The organism is Mitsuaria chitosanitabida ATCC BAA-476 = NBRC 102408 (assembly GCF_001598255.1).
GTDB lineage: Bacteria > Pseudomonadota > Gammaproteobacteria > Burkholderiales > Burkholderiaceae_C > Roseateles > Roseateles chitosanitabidus.
Map to the genome: position 1 here is coordinate 87,772 of NZ_BCYP01000013.1, position 16,221 is coordinate 103,992.

Annotated in this window: 13 protein-coding genes; 9 read left to right on the forward strand and 4 right to left on the reverse strand. The window is 72.1% G+C overall.

Going from position 1 to position 16,221, the window contains the following annotated elements; genetic code table 11:
• Window positions 1–272: 272 nt before the first annotated feature.
• Window positions 273–1,493 carry an MFS transporter gene (locus tag MCHT01_RS08645; protein ID WP_084452215.1) on the forward strand — a complete coding sequence of 407 codons (1,221 nt, stop codon included), beginning with the start codon at window positions 273–275 and terminating at the stop codon, window positions 1,491–1,493.
• 258 nt (window positions 1,494–1,751) lie between these two features.
• Here MCHT01_RS08645 and MCHT01_RS08650 read toward each other — a convergent pair whose 3' ends face one another.
• Together MCHT01_RS08650 and MCHT01_RS08655 are read right to left on the reverse strand one after the other, a co-directional pair.
• Window positions 1,752–3,422: an HD domain-containing phosphohydrolase gene (locus MCHT01_RS08650; RefSeq protein ID WP_084452217.1), complete on the reverse strand. Its 1,671-nt coding sequence runs from the start codon at window positions 3,420–3,422 to the stop codon at window positions 1,752–1,754.
• A 61-nt stretch (window positions 3,423–3,483) separates the two neighbouring features.
• Entirely contained in the window at window positions 3,484–4,278 is a 795-nt protein-coding gene (locus tag MCHT01_RS08655) for an alpha/beta fold hydrolase (RefSeq protein ID WP_067064666.1), read from the reverse strand.
• Window positions 4,279–4,879: 601 nt separating this feature from the next.
• Between MCHT01_RS08655 and MCHT01_RS08660 the strand changes: the two genes are divergently transcribed.
• The 4 genes from MCHT01_RS08660 to MCHT01_RS08675 all read left to right on the forward strand — a co-directional run bounded on the left by MCHT01_RS08660 (window position 4,880) and on the right by MCHT01_RS08675 (window position 8,166).
• The gene (locus MCHT01_RS08660) at window positions 4,880–5,542 is read left to right on the forward strand and encodes a choice-of-anchor J family PEP-CTERM protein (RefSeq protein WP_067064669.1); all 663 of its coding nucleotides are present in this window, start codon (window positions 4,880–4,882) and stop codon (window positions 5,540–5,542) included.
• 109 nt (window positions 5,543–5,651) lie between these two features.
• The gene (locus tag MCHT01_RS08665) at window positions 5,652–6,083 is read left to right on the forward strand and encodes a post-PEP-CTERM-1 domain-containing protein (protein WP_067064671.1); all 432 of its coding nucleotides are present in this window, start codon (window positions 5,652–5,654) and stop codon (window positions 6,081–6,083) included.
• Between the two features lie 3 nt (window positions 6,084–6,086).
• Window positions 6,087–7,586, forward strand: coding sequence for a PA domain-containing protein (locus MCHT01_RS08670; protein ID WP_067064673.1), 1,500 nt, complete (start codon window positions 6,087–6,089; stop codon window positions 7,584–7,586).
• A gap of 304 nt (window positions 7,587–7,890) precedes the next feature.
• A complete protein-coding gene (locus tag MCHT01_RS08675; protein ID WP_067064674.1) occupies window positions 7,891–8,166 on the forward strand; it encodes an HU family DNA-binding protein in 276 nt (91 codons plus the stop codon).
• Window positions 8,167–8,253: 87 nt separating this feature from the next.
• On the opposite strand, the gene MCHT01_RS08680 is transcribed toward MCHT01_RS08675, so the two are convergent.
• Both MCHT01_RS08680 and hmpA read right to left on the reverse strand, forming a co-directional pair.
• The gene (locus tag MCHT01_RS08680; RefSeq protein ID WP_420541801.1) at window positions 8,254–9,087 is read right to left on the reverse strand and encodes an enoyl-CoA hydratase-related protein; all 834 of its coding nucleotides are present in this window, start codon (window positions 9,085–9,087) and stop codon (window positions 8,254–8,256) included.
• Between the two features lie 166 nt (window positions 9,088–9,253).
• The gene (gene hmpA, locus MCHT01_RS08685; protein ID WP_067064678.1) at window positions 9,254–10,447 is read right to left on the reverse strand and encodes an NO-inducible flavohemoprotein; all 1,194 of its coding nucleotides are present in this window, start codon (window positions 10,445–10,447) and stop codon (window positions 9,254–9,256) included.
• 178 nt (window positions 10,448–10,625) lie between these two features.
• Here hmpA and norR point away from each other — a divergent pair, with 178 nt between their 5' ends.
• The 4 genes from norR (at window position 10,626) to MCHT01_RS08705 (ending at window position 16,215) form a co-directional block, all read left to right on the forward strand.
• Complete coding sequence (gene norR / locus MCHT01_RS08690; RefSeq protein WP_067064680.1) at window positions 10,626–12,227, forward strand: nitric oxide reductase transcriptional regulator NorR; 1,602 nt, start codon at window positions 10,626–10,628, stop codon at window positions 12,225–12,227.
• Window positions 12,228–12,258: 31 nt separating this feature from the next.
• Window positions 12,259–13,680: an MFS transporter gene (locus MCHT01_RS08695; RefSeq protein WP_067064682.1), complete on the forward strand. Its 1,422-nt coding sequence runs from the start codon at window positions 12,259–12,261 to the stop codon at window positions 13,678–13,680.
• A gap of 363 nt (window positions 13,681–14,043) precedes the next feature.
• On the forward strand, window positions 14,044–15,792 hold the full coding sequence (locus MCHT01_RS08700) for a glycosyltransferase family 39 protein (protein WP_067064684.1): 1,749 nt from the start codon (window positions 14,044–14,046) through the stop codon (window positions 15,790–15,792).
• Window positions 15,793–15,843: 51 nt separating this feature from the next.
• On the forward strand, window positions 15,844–16,215 hold the full coding sequence (locus tag MCHT01_RS08705; protein WP_067064686.1) for an SMR family transporter: 372 nt from the start codon (window positions 15,844–15,846) through the stop codon (window positions 16,213–16,215).
• Window positions 16,216–16,221 lie beyond the last annotated feature (6 nt).

Genomic DNA, 16,221 nt, shown 5'->3' on the forward strand with positions numbered 1-16,221 from the left:
GTCAGGTCTTGCGGCGCGGAGTATGGGTGCGGTGGCCTACAAATGTCCGGGGATGAAACATATCGTTAATGTTTCTGACGCCTGCGTTCAAGAATGACAGCGGCCCCTCGGGAAAGCCCCGAAGACGCCGGGGTCCGTGTAGCGGTGCGCTCCCCTTGACAACCTTGTCAGACTGCCGGGCGACAGGCGGCTCGATCGGCGGTTTCGCGCGCGGTACGGCGCCTACAGTCACGCCAGCTTCACGCGATTCCCGCAGCTCACGCCGTCCGACGATGTCCGCCACGCCCACCCCCACCGACGCTTTCCCGGCCCCGACGCCGCGCCGCCTGCTCGCGGCCGCCTGGGCCCTGCGCATCCAGTTCTTCGTCTCGGGCGCGCTGTTCGCGACCTGGGGCGTGCACGTCCCCACGGTGAAGGCGCATTACGGCATCGGCGAGCAGGCGCTGGCCCTGGCGATGCTGGCCTCCGGCGTCGGCGCGCTGCTGGCGCTGACGCAGGCGGGGCGCGTCATCGGGCGCTTCGGGCCGCGTGGCGTGGCGGGCCTGACCGGCCTGGTCTGCGCGAGCGGCGTCTCGCTGCTGCTGACCCCGTCGGTGTACGGGGGCCTGGTTGGCATCCTGCTGCTCTTCGGCGCGACGGCCAGCCTCTTCGATGTCGCCATCAACGCCGAGGCCACCGAGATCGAGCACCTCGCCGGCCGTCCGCTGATGAGCGGCTTCCATGCGATGTTCAGCCTGGGTGGCATGGTCGGCGCCGGCGTGGGCAGCCTGCTGCCGCTGCTGGGCTGGACACCGGGCACCCACCTCGCGACCGCCTGCGGCGTCGCCGTGCTGCTGATCCTGGGCGCCTGCGCCGCGATGCTGAAGATGCGCGCCGCCGGCGGGGAGAAGCAGCCCATGAGCCTGCCGCGCGGCGTGCTCGCGCTGATCGGGACGCTGGCCGCGCTGGGCCTGATCGCCGAGGGCGCGATGTACGACTGGAGCGTCCTGTTCATGAAGCAGGAGCGCGGCAGCTCCGCCAGCGTCTCGGCGCTGGGTTACGCGAGCTTCAGCCTGGCGATGGCGCTGGGCCGCTTCGCCGGGGACTGGGTGCGGGCGCGCGTGGCGCCGGTGCCGCTGATGGTGGCCAGCGGGCTGATGGCGGCCTCGGGCATGGCCCTGGCGCTGCTGGTGCCCGTCGAGCAGGCCGGTCTGCTCGGCTTCGCGCTGGTCGGGCTGGGCCTGTCCAACGTCGTGCCGGTGCTGTTCAGCGCCGCGGCCAAGGTCCCGGGCGTCAGCGCCGCCCACGGCATCGCGGCCGTGTCCTCGCTGGGCTACCTCGGGATGATGGCGGGACCGCCGCTGATCGGCATGGTCGCGGAACACTCGTCGCTGACCGCGGGCCTGGCCTGCGTGGTGGTCTTCGCGGTCTTCATGGCGCTGAGCGCGGGGCGGGCGCTCGGCGGCGCCCGGGCGCCGGGATCGACCGAGGGCGGCGTCGGCGCGACGTCCTGAGCCGCGCGGCGAGCGGCGCTCGCGGCCCGGCGCATCGCGTAGGGCATCGCCTGACACCGGGATGCGGCGATGTCCTCGGCGGGCATCGGGCGTTGCCGTCGTGCCGGGCTACGGGCCGGTCCGTACAGTACGTTCCTGACAGCGGTATTCGAGCTCCGCTGTTCATGCTTCTCTCTCGCATGGTCCGCCTCTCTCCCTCTGCGGGCGGACGAATTTTCGGCCCTGGTCGTGAGACCGGGGCCTTTCTTTTTGCCGCGCTCAGACCGGCAGCAGCCCCAGCGTCATGGCCTTGAGCGTGGCCGCGGCGCGTGTGCTGCAGCCCAGCTTGCGGAAGGCGCTCTCCAGATGCGTGCGCACGGTGCTCGGGCTGATGCCCAGCTCCCGCGCGGCCTCCTTGTTGCTGTCGCCGATGGCGATCCGGGCGAGCACCTCGGCCTCGCGCGCCGACAGCGCGATCGCGTCGCCCGCCGTGCCCGGCGCGGCTGCGGTGCTGGCCGCGGTCGACGCGGTCCTCGGGATCGCGCCGCACAGCGCCTCCACCGCCTCGACATCCAGACGACCCGCCCGCGCCTCGGCGCGCAGCGTGGCGCGCGCGGCCTCGAGCGTGGCGGCCGGCCGGCCGGGGCGCGCGGTCCTCAGCGTCACCCAGCATGCCGCCGCGATCAGCACGCGCGCCGGCCTCGGAATCGCCGCGCCCGCCACGCCGCGGAAGGCGCCGGAGCCATCCAGCCGTTCGTCGACATAGGACGCCAGCTCGGCCTCCGCGGTGAGCGCGCTGAGCCGCCGCGCCGCGCGTCCGGTCCAGTACGGCATCAGCCTCAGCCGCTCGCGATCGGCCTCGCCGAGGCGCCGTCCCTCGTTCCACAGCGCATTGGGCACCGACGCGCGCCCGATGCCATGCAGCAGACCGGCGCGATGCAGCCGCGCCTGGTCGGCCGCATCGAGGCCCAGCGCCGCGCCCGTCGCGCGGGCCGCCTCGGCGACGCGGCGCGACAGACCGGTCATCCAGGGCAGCTTCAGGTCGATGACGTCGGCGACCAGCGCGAGCGGCGTCTCGAGCGTCGCGAGCGATGCGCCGATGGCCGAGCGTCGAGTGCTGTCGTGCGCCGCTCCGCTGGCCGGGTCCCCGAAATCATGGCGCGATGCGTAGACGGCCGCGTCGACGGCCGCGTCGAGCGCGAGCGCGTCCCGCTCGTGTGCGCCGTCGTCGAGCGCCGCCAGCCACGAGGCCGCGTGCGCGATGACCAGGTCCACCAGCGTCCGCGGATAGCGTGCGTCGGCGCGCTCCGCGATCTGCCGCAGCGCGGCCGTCAGGCCGTGCGCGCGCGAGAAGATCTCCAGGTCGCCCGCGAGCGCCACGTGATACACGGCCGCCGGCACCTGGTCGCCCCGCAGACCGGCCGGCGCGCCCAGACCGTTCCAGTTCTCGAAGACATGGCGCAGCGCGAGCTCGACCGAGGCCGGCAGGCCCAGCATGCGGGCGATCTCGCCGGCGACCTCGCAATGGATCAGGGCCATCTCGCCGACGCCGGCCGCGAAGGCGGCGGCCTGCGCGGCGGAGGCGGTCGTGAGCATGGCGTCGCGGCCGCGGACGTCGTCGCCGAGCAGGGTGGAGAACTCCGGCGCGTTGGCCGTGCAACCCGACCAGCGCAGCAGCGCGACGCAGGCCGCCTCGTCGATCGAGGCACGGTCGGCCCCGGCCGTTCCCGCGAGGCGGGCCGCCAGCCAGGCGGTGCGCGCGGAGTGGTCGACGGGCTGGCCCATGCTCAGGTCGCCGACGAAGGCGAGGGCGCGGATCGCGTCCAGCACGGGCACGCGGGCCGCGGGATCGTCCGGCTCGGCGGCGGAGCGGGGATCGCGGGTGGCGGCGTCGGCCGAGCCCGCGAGGGCGGCCGAGGCGGGGAGGGTGGGGGACGTCGGATCGGTCATGAAGGTCGGCGCCTCGCGCGGGCGCCGACCCCTGCCGACGCCCGCGCGCGCGGCGCGGACCTTACTTCGATTGACGGACCGCGTCCAGGATCACCGCGGCGACGGCCTCGGGATGCGATTGCTGCGGCACGTGGCTGCTGTCCAGCTCGGTGACGCGCGCGCCGATGCGCTTGGCCATCGCGGCCTGCTGCGCCGGCAGGATCATGTGGTCGGCCCGGGTCAGCAGGTACCAGGAGGGCTTGCCCTTCCAGGCGGTCGTGGACACGGGCTGCTCGAAAGCCTTGGCCTGGATCGGACCTTGCGTGGCCGCCATCACCGCGGTCGCGGACGCCGGCAGGTCCTGGGCGAAGTGGTCGCGCATGCCCTCGTCGGTCAGACGCAGGAAGCCCTGGGCGTCGGCTTTCAGATGGGTCAGCCCGGGCGGCGTCGGGAAGCCCTTGCCCTGGTCGGCGGTCGACTGGCCCTGGTCCGGCGCGAAAGCCGCGACGTAGACCAGCGAGGCGACCTTGTCCGAGCTGCCGGCCTCGGTGATCACCGTGCCGCCCCAGGAGTGGCCCACCAGCACGACCTTGCCGGGCTGGTCGTCGATGGCGCGGCGCGCGGCGGCGACGTCGTCCGCCAGCGAGCTCAGCGGGTTCTGCACGGCGACGACCTTCAGGCCTTCGCGCTGCAGCAGCGGGATGACCTTGGCCCAGTCGGAGCCGTCGGCGAAGGCGCCGTGGACGATGACGACGGTGGGCGACGCGGCGGTGGTCTTCGCGGGCTCGGCCGCCCGCGCGGCGGAGGAGGCGCCCAGCGAGGCGGCGAAGGCCGTGGCCGCGGCGGCGGCGATCAGGAGGCGGCGGGCGGTGTTCATGAGGGGGCTCCGGGGTGGTTGGTGGAAGGCCTCCACTGTCGCGAAACGCCGCGATCGGCGGTATCGGACGAATGTCCGAGGCGGCGCCTGCCCCGTGGTTCACGTCGGGTACCGCGCCATCGGGAGTTGCCCGAGGTGCGCAACAGTCCGGGGCCGGTCCGGCGACCCGGCGACGTCATTCCCGCTTGGACATGACGCCCGGGGGCGGTCCGCCGCCACGGTGCGCGCGGCGGCATCGACGCGGGCCGTCACCGGGTGCCAGGTCTTGCCGCCGACCGCGCAACCGGGCGTTTGCGCGGGTTTGCGGCGCGTTTGCGCGGGCCACGCGACGGGAACCGGGGACGTGGTGAAGCAAATCCCTCCTTCGTGAAATCCCTGTGAAGCCGCGGCCCGGGCTAGGGAAATCGCTCCCCCCGCACCGAGGGGGAACTGCTCCTTTGGCCCCTGTAAAGGCCTGTGAAGTACGTCACACAATCGGCGCGCCCCAGTGGCCGGTTTCCCCCGAGCCGGTCGCGAGGAATCGCAGGCGAGGCCCGCATCACGGGCCCGGTCTGTTCAAGGTCTGGTGGACATCCCACCGCATTCGCAGAAGGACGCAGCAATGTTCAAGAAAACCATCACGGCCCTGGCGCTGATCGGTGCGTTTGCCTCCGCGCAGGCCGCCGCCCAGATCGGGCCGAACTACGCCGAGGGATTCGATCTCCAACCCGGCAAGAGCGCCCAGCAGGTGCTGACCGGCAAGGGCTGGCTGATCTATGACAGCACCCCGCTGGGCCTGACCCACGCCTGGGGACAGGGCTCCAGCGCCGACTACGGCATCGACGGCCAGGCCGGCGGCGCCAACAGCTTCCTGACCTCCGACTACAACAACACCGTCGCCGGCGGCTCGCTGTCGTCCTGGCTGCTCTCGCCGGTGTTCACGGCGTCCTACAGCTTCGACGTGAGCTTCTGGCTGCGCGGCATCCTGGCCGACGGCTACAGCGACAGCGTGACCTTCGGCTTCGTGAACGCCGCGGGCGACCTGAACAGCTTCGTGGCCGCCGACACCGTCGTGGCGGGCGGCGACTGGACCAAGTACACCGTCTCCTTCCTGGCCAAGGACATCCCGGCCGGTGTGCGCTTCGCCATCGGCTACATCGGCAGCGCCGACTCGTCCAACGCCGTGGCCATCGATTCCTTCGCCAGCGTGCCCGAGCCCTCGAGCTGGGCCCTGGCCGGTGTCAGCCTGCTGGGCCTGCTGGCCGCGCGACGCCGTCGCGCCTGATTGCCCGGACGCCGCGGCGCCTACCCGGTGCCGACGGCGGGGACCGGGCCGCGCGCGGCGCCGGACTCCCCCATCCATCGAGTCATCCCTTCGAGCAAGGATCACGAACATGATCACCCGTATCACCCTGGGTCTGGCGGTCGCCATGGCCCTGCCGATGGCGGCGCAGGCGCAGGACGCCGGCGTGCTGCCCGTGGGCGCTGCCGAGACCGCGCCGACCGAAGCCCTGGTCGTCGTGCGCGACACCGTCACCGGCAAGCTGCGTCCGGCCACCGCCGACGAGCACGCCGCGCTGGCCGCGTTGCCGGTCAACGCCAAGATGCGCGTGGCCGGCCGGGCCGCCGCCATCACCCCGCAACGCAAGCTGCACAGCAGCGGCGCGGTGGGCGTGCGCGTCACCGAGGACATGATGAGCCACTCCGTCATGGTGCGCGGCGCCGACGGCAAGCTGGAGGAGGTCTGCTTCTCCAGCAAGGAGGAGGCCGAGGCCTTCGTCAAGAGCGGCGCCACCATCGCCAAAGCCACCCTGCCCACGGAGTAAGCGATGCTGAAGACCTTCAAGAAGAACGCGCTGCGCGCGGCCGTGCTGGCCACCCTGTGCGGCGTCGGCGTGGCGCAGGCCGCCACCATCGTCATCACCAGCCGCGACAAGCCGGGCGTGGGCTTCAACGACCCGACGCCGGTCGATCCCGTCGGCGGCAACCCCGGCCGCACGCTGGGCGAGCAGCGCATGTACGTGTACCGCTACGTCGCGGACATCTGGGAGAAGTCGCTCGACACGCCGATCACGATCACCGTGAATGCCGGCTGGGAGGCGCTGACCTGCCAGGCCAACTCCGCCGTGCTGGGCAGCGCCAGCCCCTGGAACTACTGGCACGACTTCCCCAACGCGATTCCGGGCACCTGGTACCCGCAGGCCCTGGCCAACAAGCTGGCCGGCGTGAACCTGACGGACGGCATCCCCGACGACGGCACCGGCTACGGCAACGTCGACATCCGCACCCAGTTCAACATCAACCTGGGCAACACGGGCTGCCTGACCGGCTCGCCCTTCTACCTCGGCCTGGACGGGAACGCGGGCAACGGCGTGAACTTCGTCGAGACCCTGCTGCATGAGCTGGGCCACGGCCTGGGCTTCACCGTGCTGTCGGTCTATATCGGCAGCACGTCCGGCGCGGTGGGCTTCCGGCTCAACGCCGACGGCTCCGCCTACGTGCGCGACGGCGGCCTGCCCAGCGTCTGGGAGCAGTACATGTTCGACAACACGGCCGGCAAGAGCTGGCTGAACATGAGCAGCGCCGAGCGCAAGGTGTCCGCGACCAACAACCTGGGTCTGGCCTGGACCGGTCCGAACGCGGTGGCCGCGGCCTCGATCCTGGCGGGCACGCCCTCGCTGACGGTGAACTCGGCGGCTCCCGGCTACTCCGGCACTTACAACTACGGCGCGGCCTCCTTCGGTCCGGCGGTGTATTCGACCGAGCTGTCGCTGGGGGCCCTGTCCACGGTCAAGGCCAACGCCGCCGGGCAGGGCTGCGCGGCCCTGGACGCGGCGGACACGGCGGCGGTCAAGGGCAAGGTCGCGATCATCGATCGCGGCGTCTGCGGCTTCGCCGTCAAGGCCAAGAACGCGCAGGACGCGGGCGCGGTGGGCGTGATCATCGCCAACAACGCGGCCGGCGCGGCCCCGGGCCTGGGTGGCTCGGACCCGACGGTGGTCATCCCGACCGTGAGCGTGTCGCAGGACGACGGCGTGAAGCTGCGCGCGGCGATCACCGCGTCCATCCCGTACGCCCCGCGCGGCAAGGTGGGCACGGCGTCCTCGGCGCTGATCGTGGACCTGTCGCGCCGCCTGGGCGCTGACGCCAAGGGCCGTCCGCTGCTGTACACGCCCAGCGTGCTGGCGGTGGGCTCGTCCGTGTCGCACTGGGATGTGTCGGCCTTCCCGAACCTGCTGATGGAACCCAACATCAACGCGGATCTGACGACCATCCTGGTCCCGCCCAAGGACATCACCAAGCCGCTGCTGAAGGACCTGGGCTGGTGAGTCCGGACGCCTGAGGCGCGCGGATCGGCCCCGGCCGGTCCGCGCCGACGCCTGCCGCCGACGTCCCCGGATGTCGGCGCCCCGTGAAGCCCGGTACGAAAGTGCCGGGCTTCTTGCTTGCCGGGGTCGGTGCCGACCCGGCGACCTCCTTGGAGGCCGGGCTGGCTGTCCTCGCGCCGGATCCCGGTTGGGCGAATGCCGCCCGGATGGGGCCCCGTTGCGTCTTCAAACAGGAAGGGTGCCGGAGTGGCTGATAATCGCGACCCCCGGGGACCCCGGATCCTGGTTTTTTACTGGAAGACTGATGAACAAGAGTGAACTGATCGAAGGCATCGCCACCAAGGCGGGCACCACCCGTACCGTCGCCGCCGCCGCCCTGGACGCGACCCTGGAAACCATCACCGAAGCGCTGGCCGCTGGCGACCAGATCGCCCTGGTGGGCTTCGGCACCTTCAAGGTGAGCGAGCGCGCCGCCCGCACCGGCAAGAACCCCGCCACCGGCGAAGCGCTGGACATCCCGGCCTCGAAGGTCGCGAAGTTCACGGCCGGCAAGGCCCTGAAGGACGCCGTGAACAAGTAAGCCTCCCGGCTTCGCTTCACGTCCCGCCGGCTGGCGGGGAACGACGCCCGCGATGCGCTGCATCGGCGGGCGTTGTCGTTTCCGGGCTCAGCCCTCGCGGAAGAACTTCAGCGCGGCCAGGTCCGGGAAGGCCGTCGGCCGCTTGCCCTGCGCGGCCGCGAAGGCCTCCATCAGGTTCCTGTTCTGCCAGATCGCGGCCTGCAGCCAGCCCATCTGCTGCAGGCTGTCCTTGACGCCGTGGTCGCGCGCGTAATGGATCGCCTGCTTGCTGCCCCAGATCGCCACCGGCGGTTTCTGCGCGATCTCGCGCGCGCACTGCAGCGCGGCCTCGACGCAGGCGGCCTGGCTGTCGAAGACCTCGTTGACCAGGCCCACGGCCTGCGCCCGCGCGGCCGGCATGCGGCGACCGGTGTAGGCCAGCTCCTTCACCACGCCCAGCGGGATCAGCTTGGGCAGGCGCTGCAGCGTGCCCAGGTCGGCCGTCATGCCGATGTTGATCTCCTGGATGCAGAAGAAGGACGCGCTCTCGGCGTAGCGGATGTCGCAGGCGGCGACCAGGTCCACCGCGCCGCCGATGCAGCCGCCCTGGATCGCGGCGATGGTCGGCACGCGCAGGTCGTCCAGGCGGTTGAAGGCCTGCTGCATGTCGGCCAGCAGGTCGACGATGGCCGCGCGGCCCTCGGCGCTGCGGTCGTCCAGCTGGATGCCGCCGTTCTTGAAGACGTCCAGCGACATCCCCGCGCTGAAGTGCTTGCCCGTCGACGAGATCACCAGCGCCCGCAGCGTGGGGCTGCGATGCAGCTGCTCGAGGACGGTCTCCAGCTCGCGCCACAGCTGCGGCGACATGGTGTTCATCTCGTCGGGCCGGTTCAGCACCAGGTGCGCGACGCCGGCGTCCTCGGTCAGGCTCAGGCATTCCATGCGGGTCTCCATCTGCTTGTGATGACCGGCGATGCTAGTGCGTGCGCCGCCGCGGGGGGGTCCGGAAGGCGTCACCGGCCGCGCTTTGGAGTGGGCGCTCCAAAGCGCGAGGGCCCTCCCGGCCTGCCCGCCGCATGGGCGCCCGATCCGTCCGATCCGGCGCGGATCAGGCGCCGAGCAGATCCTCGGCCGGACCGAAGAACTCGTAGCGCAGTTGGTCGCCCGGGATGCCCAAGGCCCGGCCGCTGCGCAGGACCGCGCGCATGAACGGCTTGGGGCCGAGGCAGTAGAGGTCGACGTCGCGGTCCGCCGGCAACTGGCGGGCGAGCAGCTCGTCGCCGATCAGGCCGACGGCATGCGGGGCGTCGCCATCGCGCGGCGCGTCGTAGATGTAAAAGGCGTCGACGTTGTCGTGCGCGGCCGCCAGCGCGTCCACCCGTTCCCGGAAGGCATGCACGCCGCCGTGCCGGGCCGCGTGGATGAAGCGGATCGGTCGGCCGCTGGGCGCCGCCGACTCCAGCATCGCCATCGCCGGCGTGATGCCGACGCCGCCGGTCACCAGCACCAGCGGCCGCCGGGCCTGGGCGTCGAGGGTGAACGCCCCGGCCGGCGGCTGGATCTCGATCGTGTCGCCGACCTGGACCTGGTCGTGCATCCAGTTGGACACGCGGCCGCCGTCCTCGCGCTTGATGCTCACGCGGTACCAGGGCTTGCCCGGCGCGTCCGACAGCGAGTAGTTCCGGCGCACCGTCCGACCGTCGATGCGCAGCACCAGGGTCAGGTATTGCCCGGGCACGAAGGGGGCCAGCGGCCGACCGTCGACCGGCTCCAGGTAGAAGGAGGTGATCAGCTCGCTCTCGCGCGCCTTGCGGGCGATGCGGACCTGGCGCTGGCCGCGCCAGCCGCCGGGCTGCGCGGCGGTGGCGGCGTAGGCCTGTTCCTCGGCGTCGATCAGCAACTGGGCCAGGGCGCCATAGGCCTTGCCCCAGGCGTCGAGGATGGCGTCGGTGGCGATCTCCGCGCCCAGCACCTCCCGGATCGCGCGCAGCAGGCATTGGCCGACGATGGGGTAATGCTCGGGCTGCACGCCCAGGGCGACGTGCTTCTGGATGATGCGGGGCAGGGCGCCGGCCAGGGCTTCGAGCCGGTCGATGTGGCTGGCGTAGGCCAGCACCGCGCCGGCCAGCGCGCGGGCTTGCGTGCCTTCGGCCTGGTGGGCCTCGTTGAAGAAGGCCTTGAGCTCGGGATGCTCGCTGAGCATCAGGCCGTAGAAGTGGCGGGTGATGTCCTCGCCGCGGGCTTTCAGCACGGGGACGGTGGCCTGGATCAGGGTGATGGTCTCGGGAGAGAACTGGGACACGTGAGCTCCGAGGTGTCGTTGGGATGACCCGATCTACACAGGATTCGTGCCAAGCGCGGAACGGTCACCGTCGGATTGCAAGCCATTGATTCATATGGCGGCTGTTCATCTCGAGATGACCACATGGGTCGAATTGACCGAGAATCGCGGCCGGTCCGAATGACAACATCAGGTCGAAATGACACCCGAATCCCGCTATCGCCAGCTGCTGGCGGCCGTGCGCCGTCTGGTGCCCTGCGACGCCGTGGCGCTGCTGAGGCTGTTGCCCGAGGAGCGCGCCGAGGTGTTGCAGCCGGTCGCGGTGGACGGCCTGTCGGAGGAGGCGCTCGGGCGCCGCTTCCCGGCGGCGGCGCATCCGCGGCTGGCGCGCCTGCTGGCCAGCGGCGTGGGCCTGCGCTTCTCGGCGGACATGGGCTTGCCGGATCCGTATGACGGGCTGCTCGCGAACCAGCAGACGCTGGAGGCGGTGCACGACTGCATGGGCGCGCCCTTGCGGCACGAGGGCCGCGTCTGGGGCCTGCTGACGCTCGATGCGCTGGATCCGCGCGCCTTCGACGCGGTCGGTCCGGCGCAGCTCGCGGCGGCGGTGCAGATGCTGGAGGCCGGCATCGCCGCCGAGGAGACCATCGTCCAGCTGGCGCAACGGGCGCGGCAGGAGGCGCTCGCCCGCGATCGCCGGCCGGGTGGCGCCCCGCGCGAGCTGCTCGGCCGCAGCGCGGCCATGAACCGGCTGCGCCAGGAGATCGACACGGTGGCCGCCTCGGACCTGACGGTGCTGATCCTGGGCGAGACCGGCGTCGGCAAGGAGCTGGTGGCGGAGCGGATCCACGCGCGCTCGTCGCGGCGGGAGCGGCCGCTGGTGCAGATCAACTGCGCGGCGCTGCCCGAGACCTTGGCCGACAGCGAGCTCTTCGGCCACAAGCGCGGTGCCTTCACCGGCGCGGTGGCGGATCGCATCGGCAAGTTCGAACTCGCCGACGGCGGCACGCTGCTGCTGGACGAGGTCGGCGAGCTGCCCCCGGCGGTGCAGGCCAAGCTGCTGCGCGTGCTCCAGAGCGGCGACGTGCAGCGGCCCGGCAGCGACCGTGTGCAGCGCGTCGACGTGCGGGTGCTGGCGGCGACCAACCGCGATCTGAGGCAGGAGGTCGCGCGCGGCCGCTTCCGCGCGGACCTGTATCACCGGCTGTCCGTCTATCCGCTGCAGGTGCCGCCGCTGCGCGAGCGCGGCCGCGACGTGCTGGCGCTCGCGGGCGGCTTCCTGGAGGAGAACCAGCATCGCCTCGGCGCGCGCAACCTGAGGCTGTCACCGGCCGCGTCGCGGGCCTTGCTCGGCCACGACTGGCCGGGGAACGTGCGCGAGCTCGAGCACCTGATCAGCCGCGCCGCGCTGCGCGCGCTGGCGTCGGCGGGGAAGGGCGGTCGCTGGGTGGCGATCGAGCCCGAGCACCTGGGCTTGGGCGAGTCCCCTGTGCCTGCCGAGTCCACCGCGCCTGCCGAGTCCACCGAGTCCACCGCAACAGCCGAGTCCGGCGCAACAGCCGGGCCGGGCCGAGCCTGGGTGGCGGAGGCCCAGGCAAGTCCTGGCCCCGATCGGCCGTTGGCGCCAGCGCGCTTCGACGGCTTGGGGCTGCGCGAGGCCACGGAGCGATTCCAGCGGGAGTGGATCGTCGCCGCGATCCGGCGCCATGGCGGTTCCATGGCCGCCGCGGCGCGGGAGGCGGGCATGGACCGCAGCAACTTCCTGCGACTGGCGAGACGCCTGGGCGTTCCCGACGCCTGAGGCCGGAACACCGATTGCCGCTCCCGCGGCGATGTCCCGCACCCACGATCTCGCGCACCGGCTCGACCGGCTCCCCTGGTCCCGCTGGCACTGGCGGGTGGTGCTCGCGCTCGGCGTGGCCTGGGTGCTGGACGGGCTGGAGGTCACGCTGGTCGGCTCCGTGGGCGCGGTCCTGGAACGCGCCGACACGCTCGCGCTGACCGCCGTCCAGGTGGGCTGGGCCGGCTCGCTGTACCTGGCGGGCGCCATCCTCGGCGCGCTGGTCTTCGGGCGCCTCACCGACCGGCTCGGCCGCAAGAAGCTCTTCATGGTGACGCTGGCCGTGTACGCGGTCGCCACGCTGGCGACCGCCTTCTCGACGAGCTTCGCCTTCTTCGCCGTGTGCCGATTCGTCACCGGCCTGGGCATCGGTGGCGAGTACGCCGCCATCAACTCCGCCATCGACGAGCTGATCCCCGCCCGCGTGCGCGGCCGCGTGAACCTGGCCGTCAACGGCAGCTTCTGGATCGGCGCGGCGCTCGGCGCCGGGTCCTCGCTGATCCTGCTGAACCCGGCCGTCCTCGGTCCGGTGCAGGGCTGGCGCGTGGGCTTCGCGATGGGCGCGCTGCTGGCCATGGCCCTGGTGCTCGTGCGTCGCCACGTCCCCGAGAGCCCGCGCTGGCTGCTGCTCCACGGCCGCGACGAGGAGGCGAGGCGCATCGTCGCCGACATCGAGGCCCAGGTCGTCGCGCAGCACGGGCCGCTGCCGCCGCTGGATCCCGCCGCGCGCCATGAGCGACGCGACACCGTGCCCACGATGCGCGAGGTGCTGCACGTCCTGCTGCGCCGCTATCGCGTCCGCAGTGGTGTCGCGCTCGCGCTGATGCTCGCGCAGGCCTTCTTCTACAACGCGATCTTCTTCACCTACGCGCTGGTGCTCACGCGTTTCTACGGCGTGCCCGAGTACCGCGTCGCGCTCTACATCTTCCCTTTCGCGCTCGGCAACGTGCTGGGGCCCTGGCTGCTGGGCCCGCTCTTCGATCGGGTGGGCCGGCGCCGCATGATCGCGCTGACCTATGGCCTGGCGGGCATCGGCCTGGCGGCGACGGGCGTGGCCTTCGTCGCCGGGATGCTCGACGCGCGCTCGCAGGCGCTGTGCTGGTCGGTGGTGTTCTTCTTCGCCTCGGCCGCGGCGAGCTCCGCCTATCTCACCGTCAGCGAGGTCTTCCCGCTGGAGATGCGCGCCATGGCCATCGCGCTGTTCTATGCGGTCGGCACGGGGGCGGGCGGCTTCGCCGCGCCCTTGCTCTTCGGCTGGTTGATCGGCAGCGGCGACCGGGGCGCCGTCGCCGCCGGCTATGCCTTGGGCGCCGGGCTGGTGATCGTGGCGGGGCTGCTCGCGCTGCGTTTCGGTGTCGACGCCGAAGGCCGGTCGCTGGAGGACATCGCCCCGTCGATGACGCCCCGCGGCTGATCGTCGCAGTCCCGTGCCGCCCGGCCGAACCGCGCGGTCGCGAGTCCGAGGGCGCCGGGGCGCGGCCGATCGCGGATGTGTCGAATCGGCCGTCGTCCATGACGGTCTGGTGTCGGAACGGTCACGTTGTTTGACGAAGGTCGACTCCTGGCGCCCACCGGAGGGGGTGTGACAGCTTCCCGTCAGCCCCCCTTCATGTCCCCTTCAGCTACATGGCGACCATGCGAGGGGAGACGACCGATTCATGGCGTTTTCGCGGCATTGTCATTACGCTCGTCACAACTCGTGCGAACAATGCCGCGCGTCGAAGTCGTTGCCGGCTCCCCGATGGCGGGGCCGGTCATTGAGGGGGAAGGCCTTCTGTTGAACGATCACGCTCGCATCGCCGCCGGCCATGAGGGGCCGCGGAGTCACGCTTCGGCGCCCGCGGCGCCGCGCGTCCTCGGCTTGTCGGTCGGGGCGCTGGTCCTGATCGCGCTGGGGGTCCTGCTCTGGTTCCTGACGCTGGATGCCCGCCATCTGCTGGCCAGCGACGAGGGCCGCTATGCCGAGATCGCCCGAGAGATGCTGGTCTCCGGCGACTGGATCACCCCGCGCTACAACGACGTTCTCTACTTCGAGAAGCCGCCGCTGCACATGTGGATGACGGCGCTCTCGTACGAGCTCTTCGGCGTCGGCGAGTGGCAGACCCGTCTCTGGGGCGCCTGCTGCGGCCTGATCGGCCTGGGCGCGATGGTGCTGGCCGCGCGCCGCTGGTGGGGCTCCCGCGTCGCCGCCTGGACCGGCCTGATCCTGGCCGCCACGCCCAACTGGTACCTCGGCGGCCACTTCAACTCGCTGGACATCAGCGTCTCCGCCGCGCTCGCCGTGACGCTGGCCGCGACCCTGATCGCGCAGCACCCGCAGGCCGGTGTCCCGGCCCGGCGCCGGTGGATGCTGCTGGCCTGGACCGGCATGGCCGCCGCGGTGCTGGCCAAGGGCCTGATCGGCCTGGCGCTGCCGGGCCTGGTGCTGGTCGTCTACAGCGTCGCCACGCGCGACTGGCGGCTCTGGGCGCGCCTGCACCTGCTGCCGGGCGTCGCCCTGTTCCTGGTGCTGGTCGTGCCCTGGTTCTGGGCCATCGGCACCCGTCATCCCGAGTTCAACCACTTCTTCTTCATCCACGAGCATCTGCAGCGCTACACCTCCACGGTGCACCGGCGCGACGCGCCGCCGTGGTACTTCGTCCCGCAGTTCCTGGCCGGCTTCCTGCCTTGGCTGGGCCTGATCCCCGGCATGTGGCGGGCCGCCCGCGACGAGCGGGCAACACCTGGCACCCCGGTCCCGTTCCGGCCCGCGCGCCTGGTCGGGATCTGGGCCGTGGCGATCTTCCTGTTCTTCAGCGCCTCCTCGTCCAAGCTGCCGGGCTACCTGCTGCCGGTCATGCCCGCGGTGGCGCTGCTGGCGGCGATCGCGCTGGAGCGACTCCCGTCGCGGTCCTGGGCCCGCTGGATGTGGACGATGCTGGCGCTCTTCGCGCTGGTGGCCGTGCTGTCGCCCTTCGCCGGCAAGCTGGGCAAGGCGCCGGGCCCGCGGGCGCTGTTCGCGGCCTACGGGCACTGGGTGCTCGCGGCCAGCCTGCTGATGGCGCTGGGCGCGGCGGCGGCGCTGTGGCTGCGCCGCGTCGGCCGCGAGGGCACCGGCCGGGTCGCCTACGCGGTCGGCATCTACCTGGGCCTGACCGTGGCGCTGCTGGGGCACGAGACCTTCGGCCGGCCCGCCTCAGGCGTCGACCTGGTGCCCGCGATCGAGCGCGTGCTGCGGCCCGACATGCCGCTGTACGGCGTGAAGCGCCTGGATCACACCTTGCCCTTCTATCTGCGCCATCCGCTGACCATGGTCGCGGAGCCCGACGAGCTCGAATTCGGTGTCGGCCAGGAGCCGCGACGCTGGCTGCCGACGATGGCCGCCTTCGACGAGCGCTGGCGCACCGGCCCCCGCGCGCTGGCGCTGATGACGCCCGAGACCCGCGATGAGCTGAAAGCGGCCGGCCTGCCGATGTGGCCCGTCGCCGAGGACGCGCGCCGTGTCGTCGTCGCCAACTTCCCGACCGCGCCCGCCGCGGCCCCCTGACCGTCGGCCCCGTCGCCCCCCGATTCGCCGAACCGAGATCGTCCCGACCCGATGACCCCATCGACCTTCGCCCTCATCCTCACCGGCGTGCTGCTCAATGCCGGCGCGCAGCTGCTGCTCAAGGCCGGCGTGACGCCGCTGGGCAGCCTCAGCCTGGATCTGGCCCATCTGCCGGCCACGCTGCTGCGGGTGGCCGGGCAATGGCCCATCGTCGCGGGCCTGGGCTGCTACGTGGTCAGCGTCGTCGTCTGGATCATCGGGCTGTCGCGGGTGGATGTGTCGGTCGCCTATCCGATGCTGTCGCTGGGCTACGTGGTGAACGCGCTGGCGGCGGCCGCGCTGTTCGGCGAGGTCCTGAGCCCCGGCCGCTGGATCGGCATGGCGCTGATCCTGGCCGGCGTCGCCGTGATGTACCGGAGCTGATCCAGG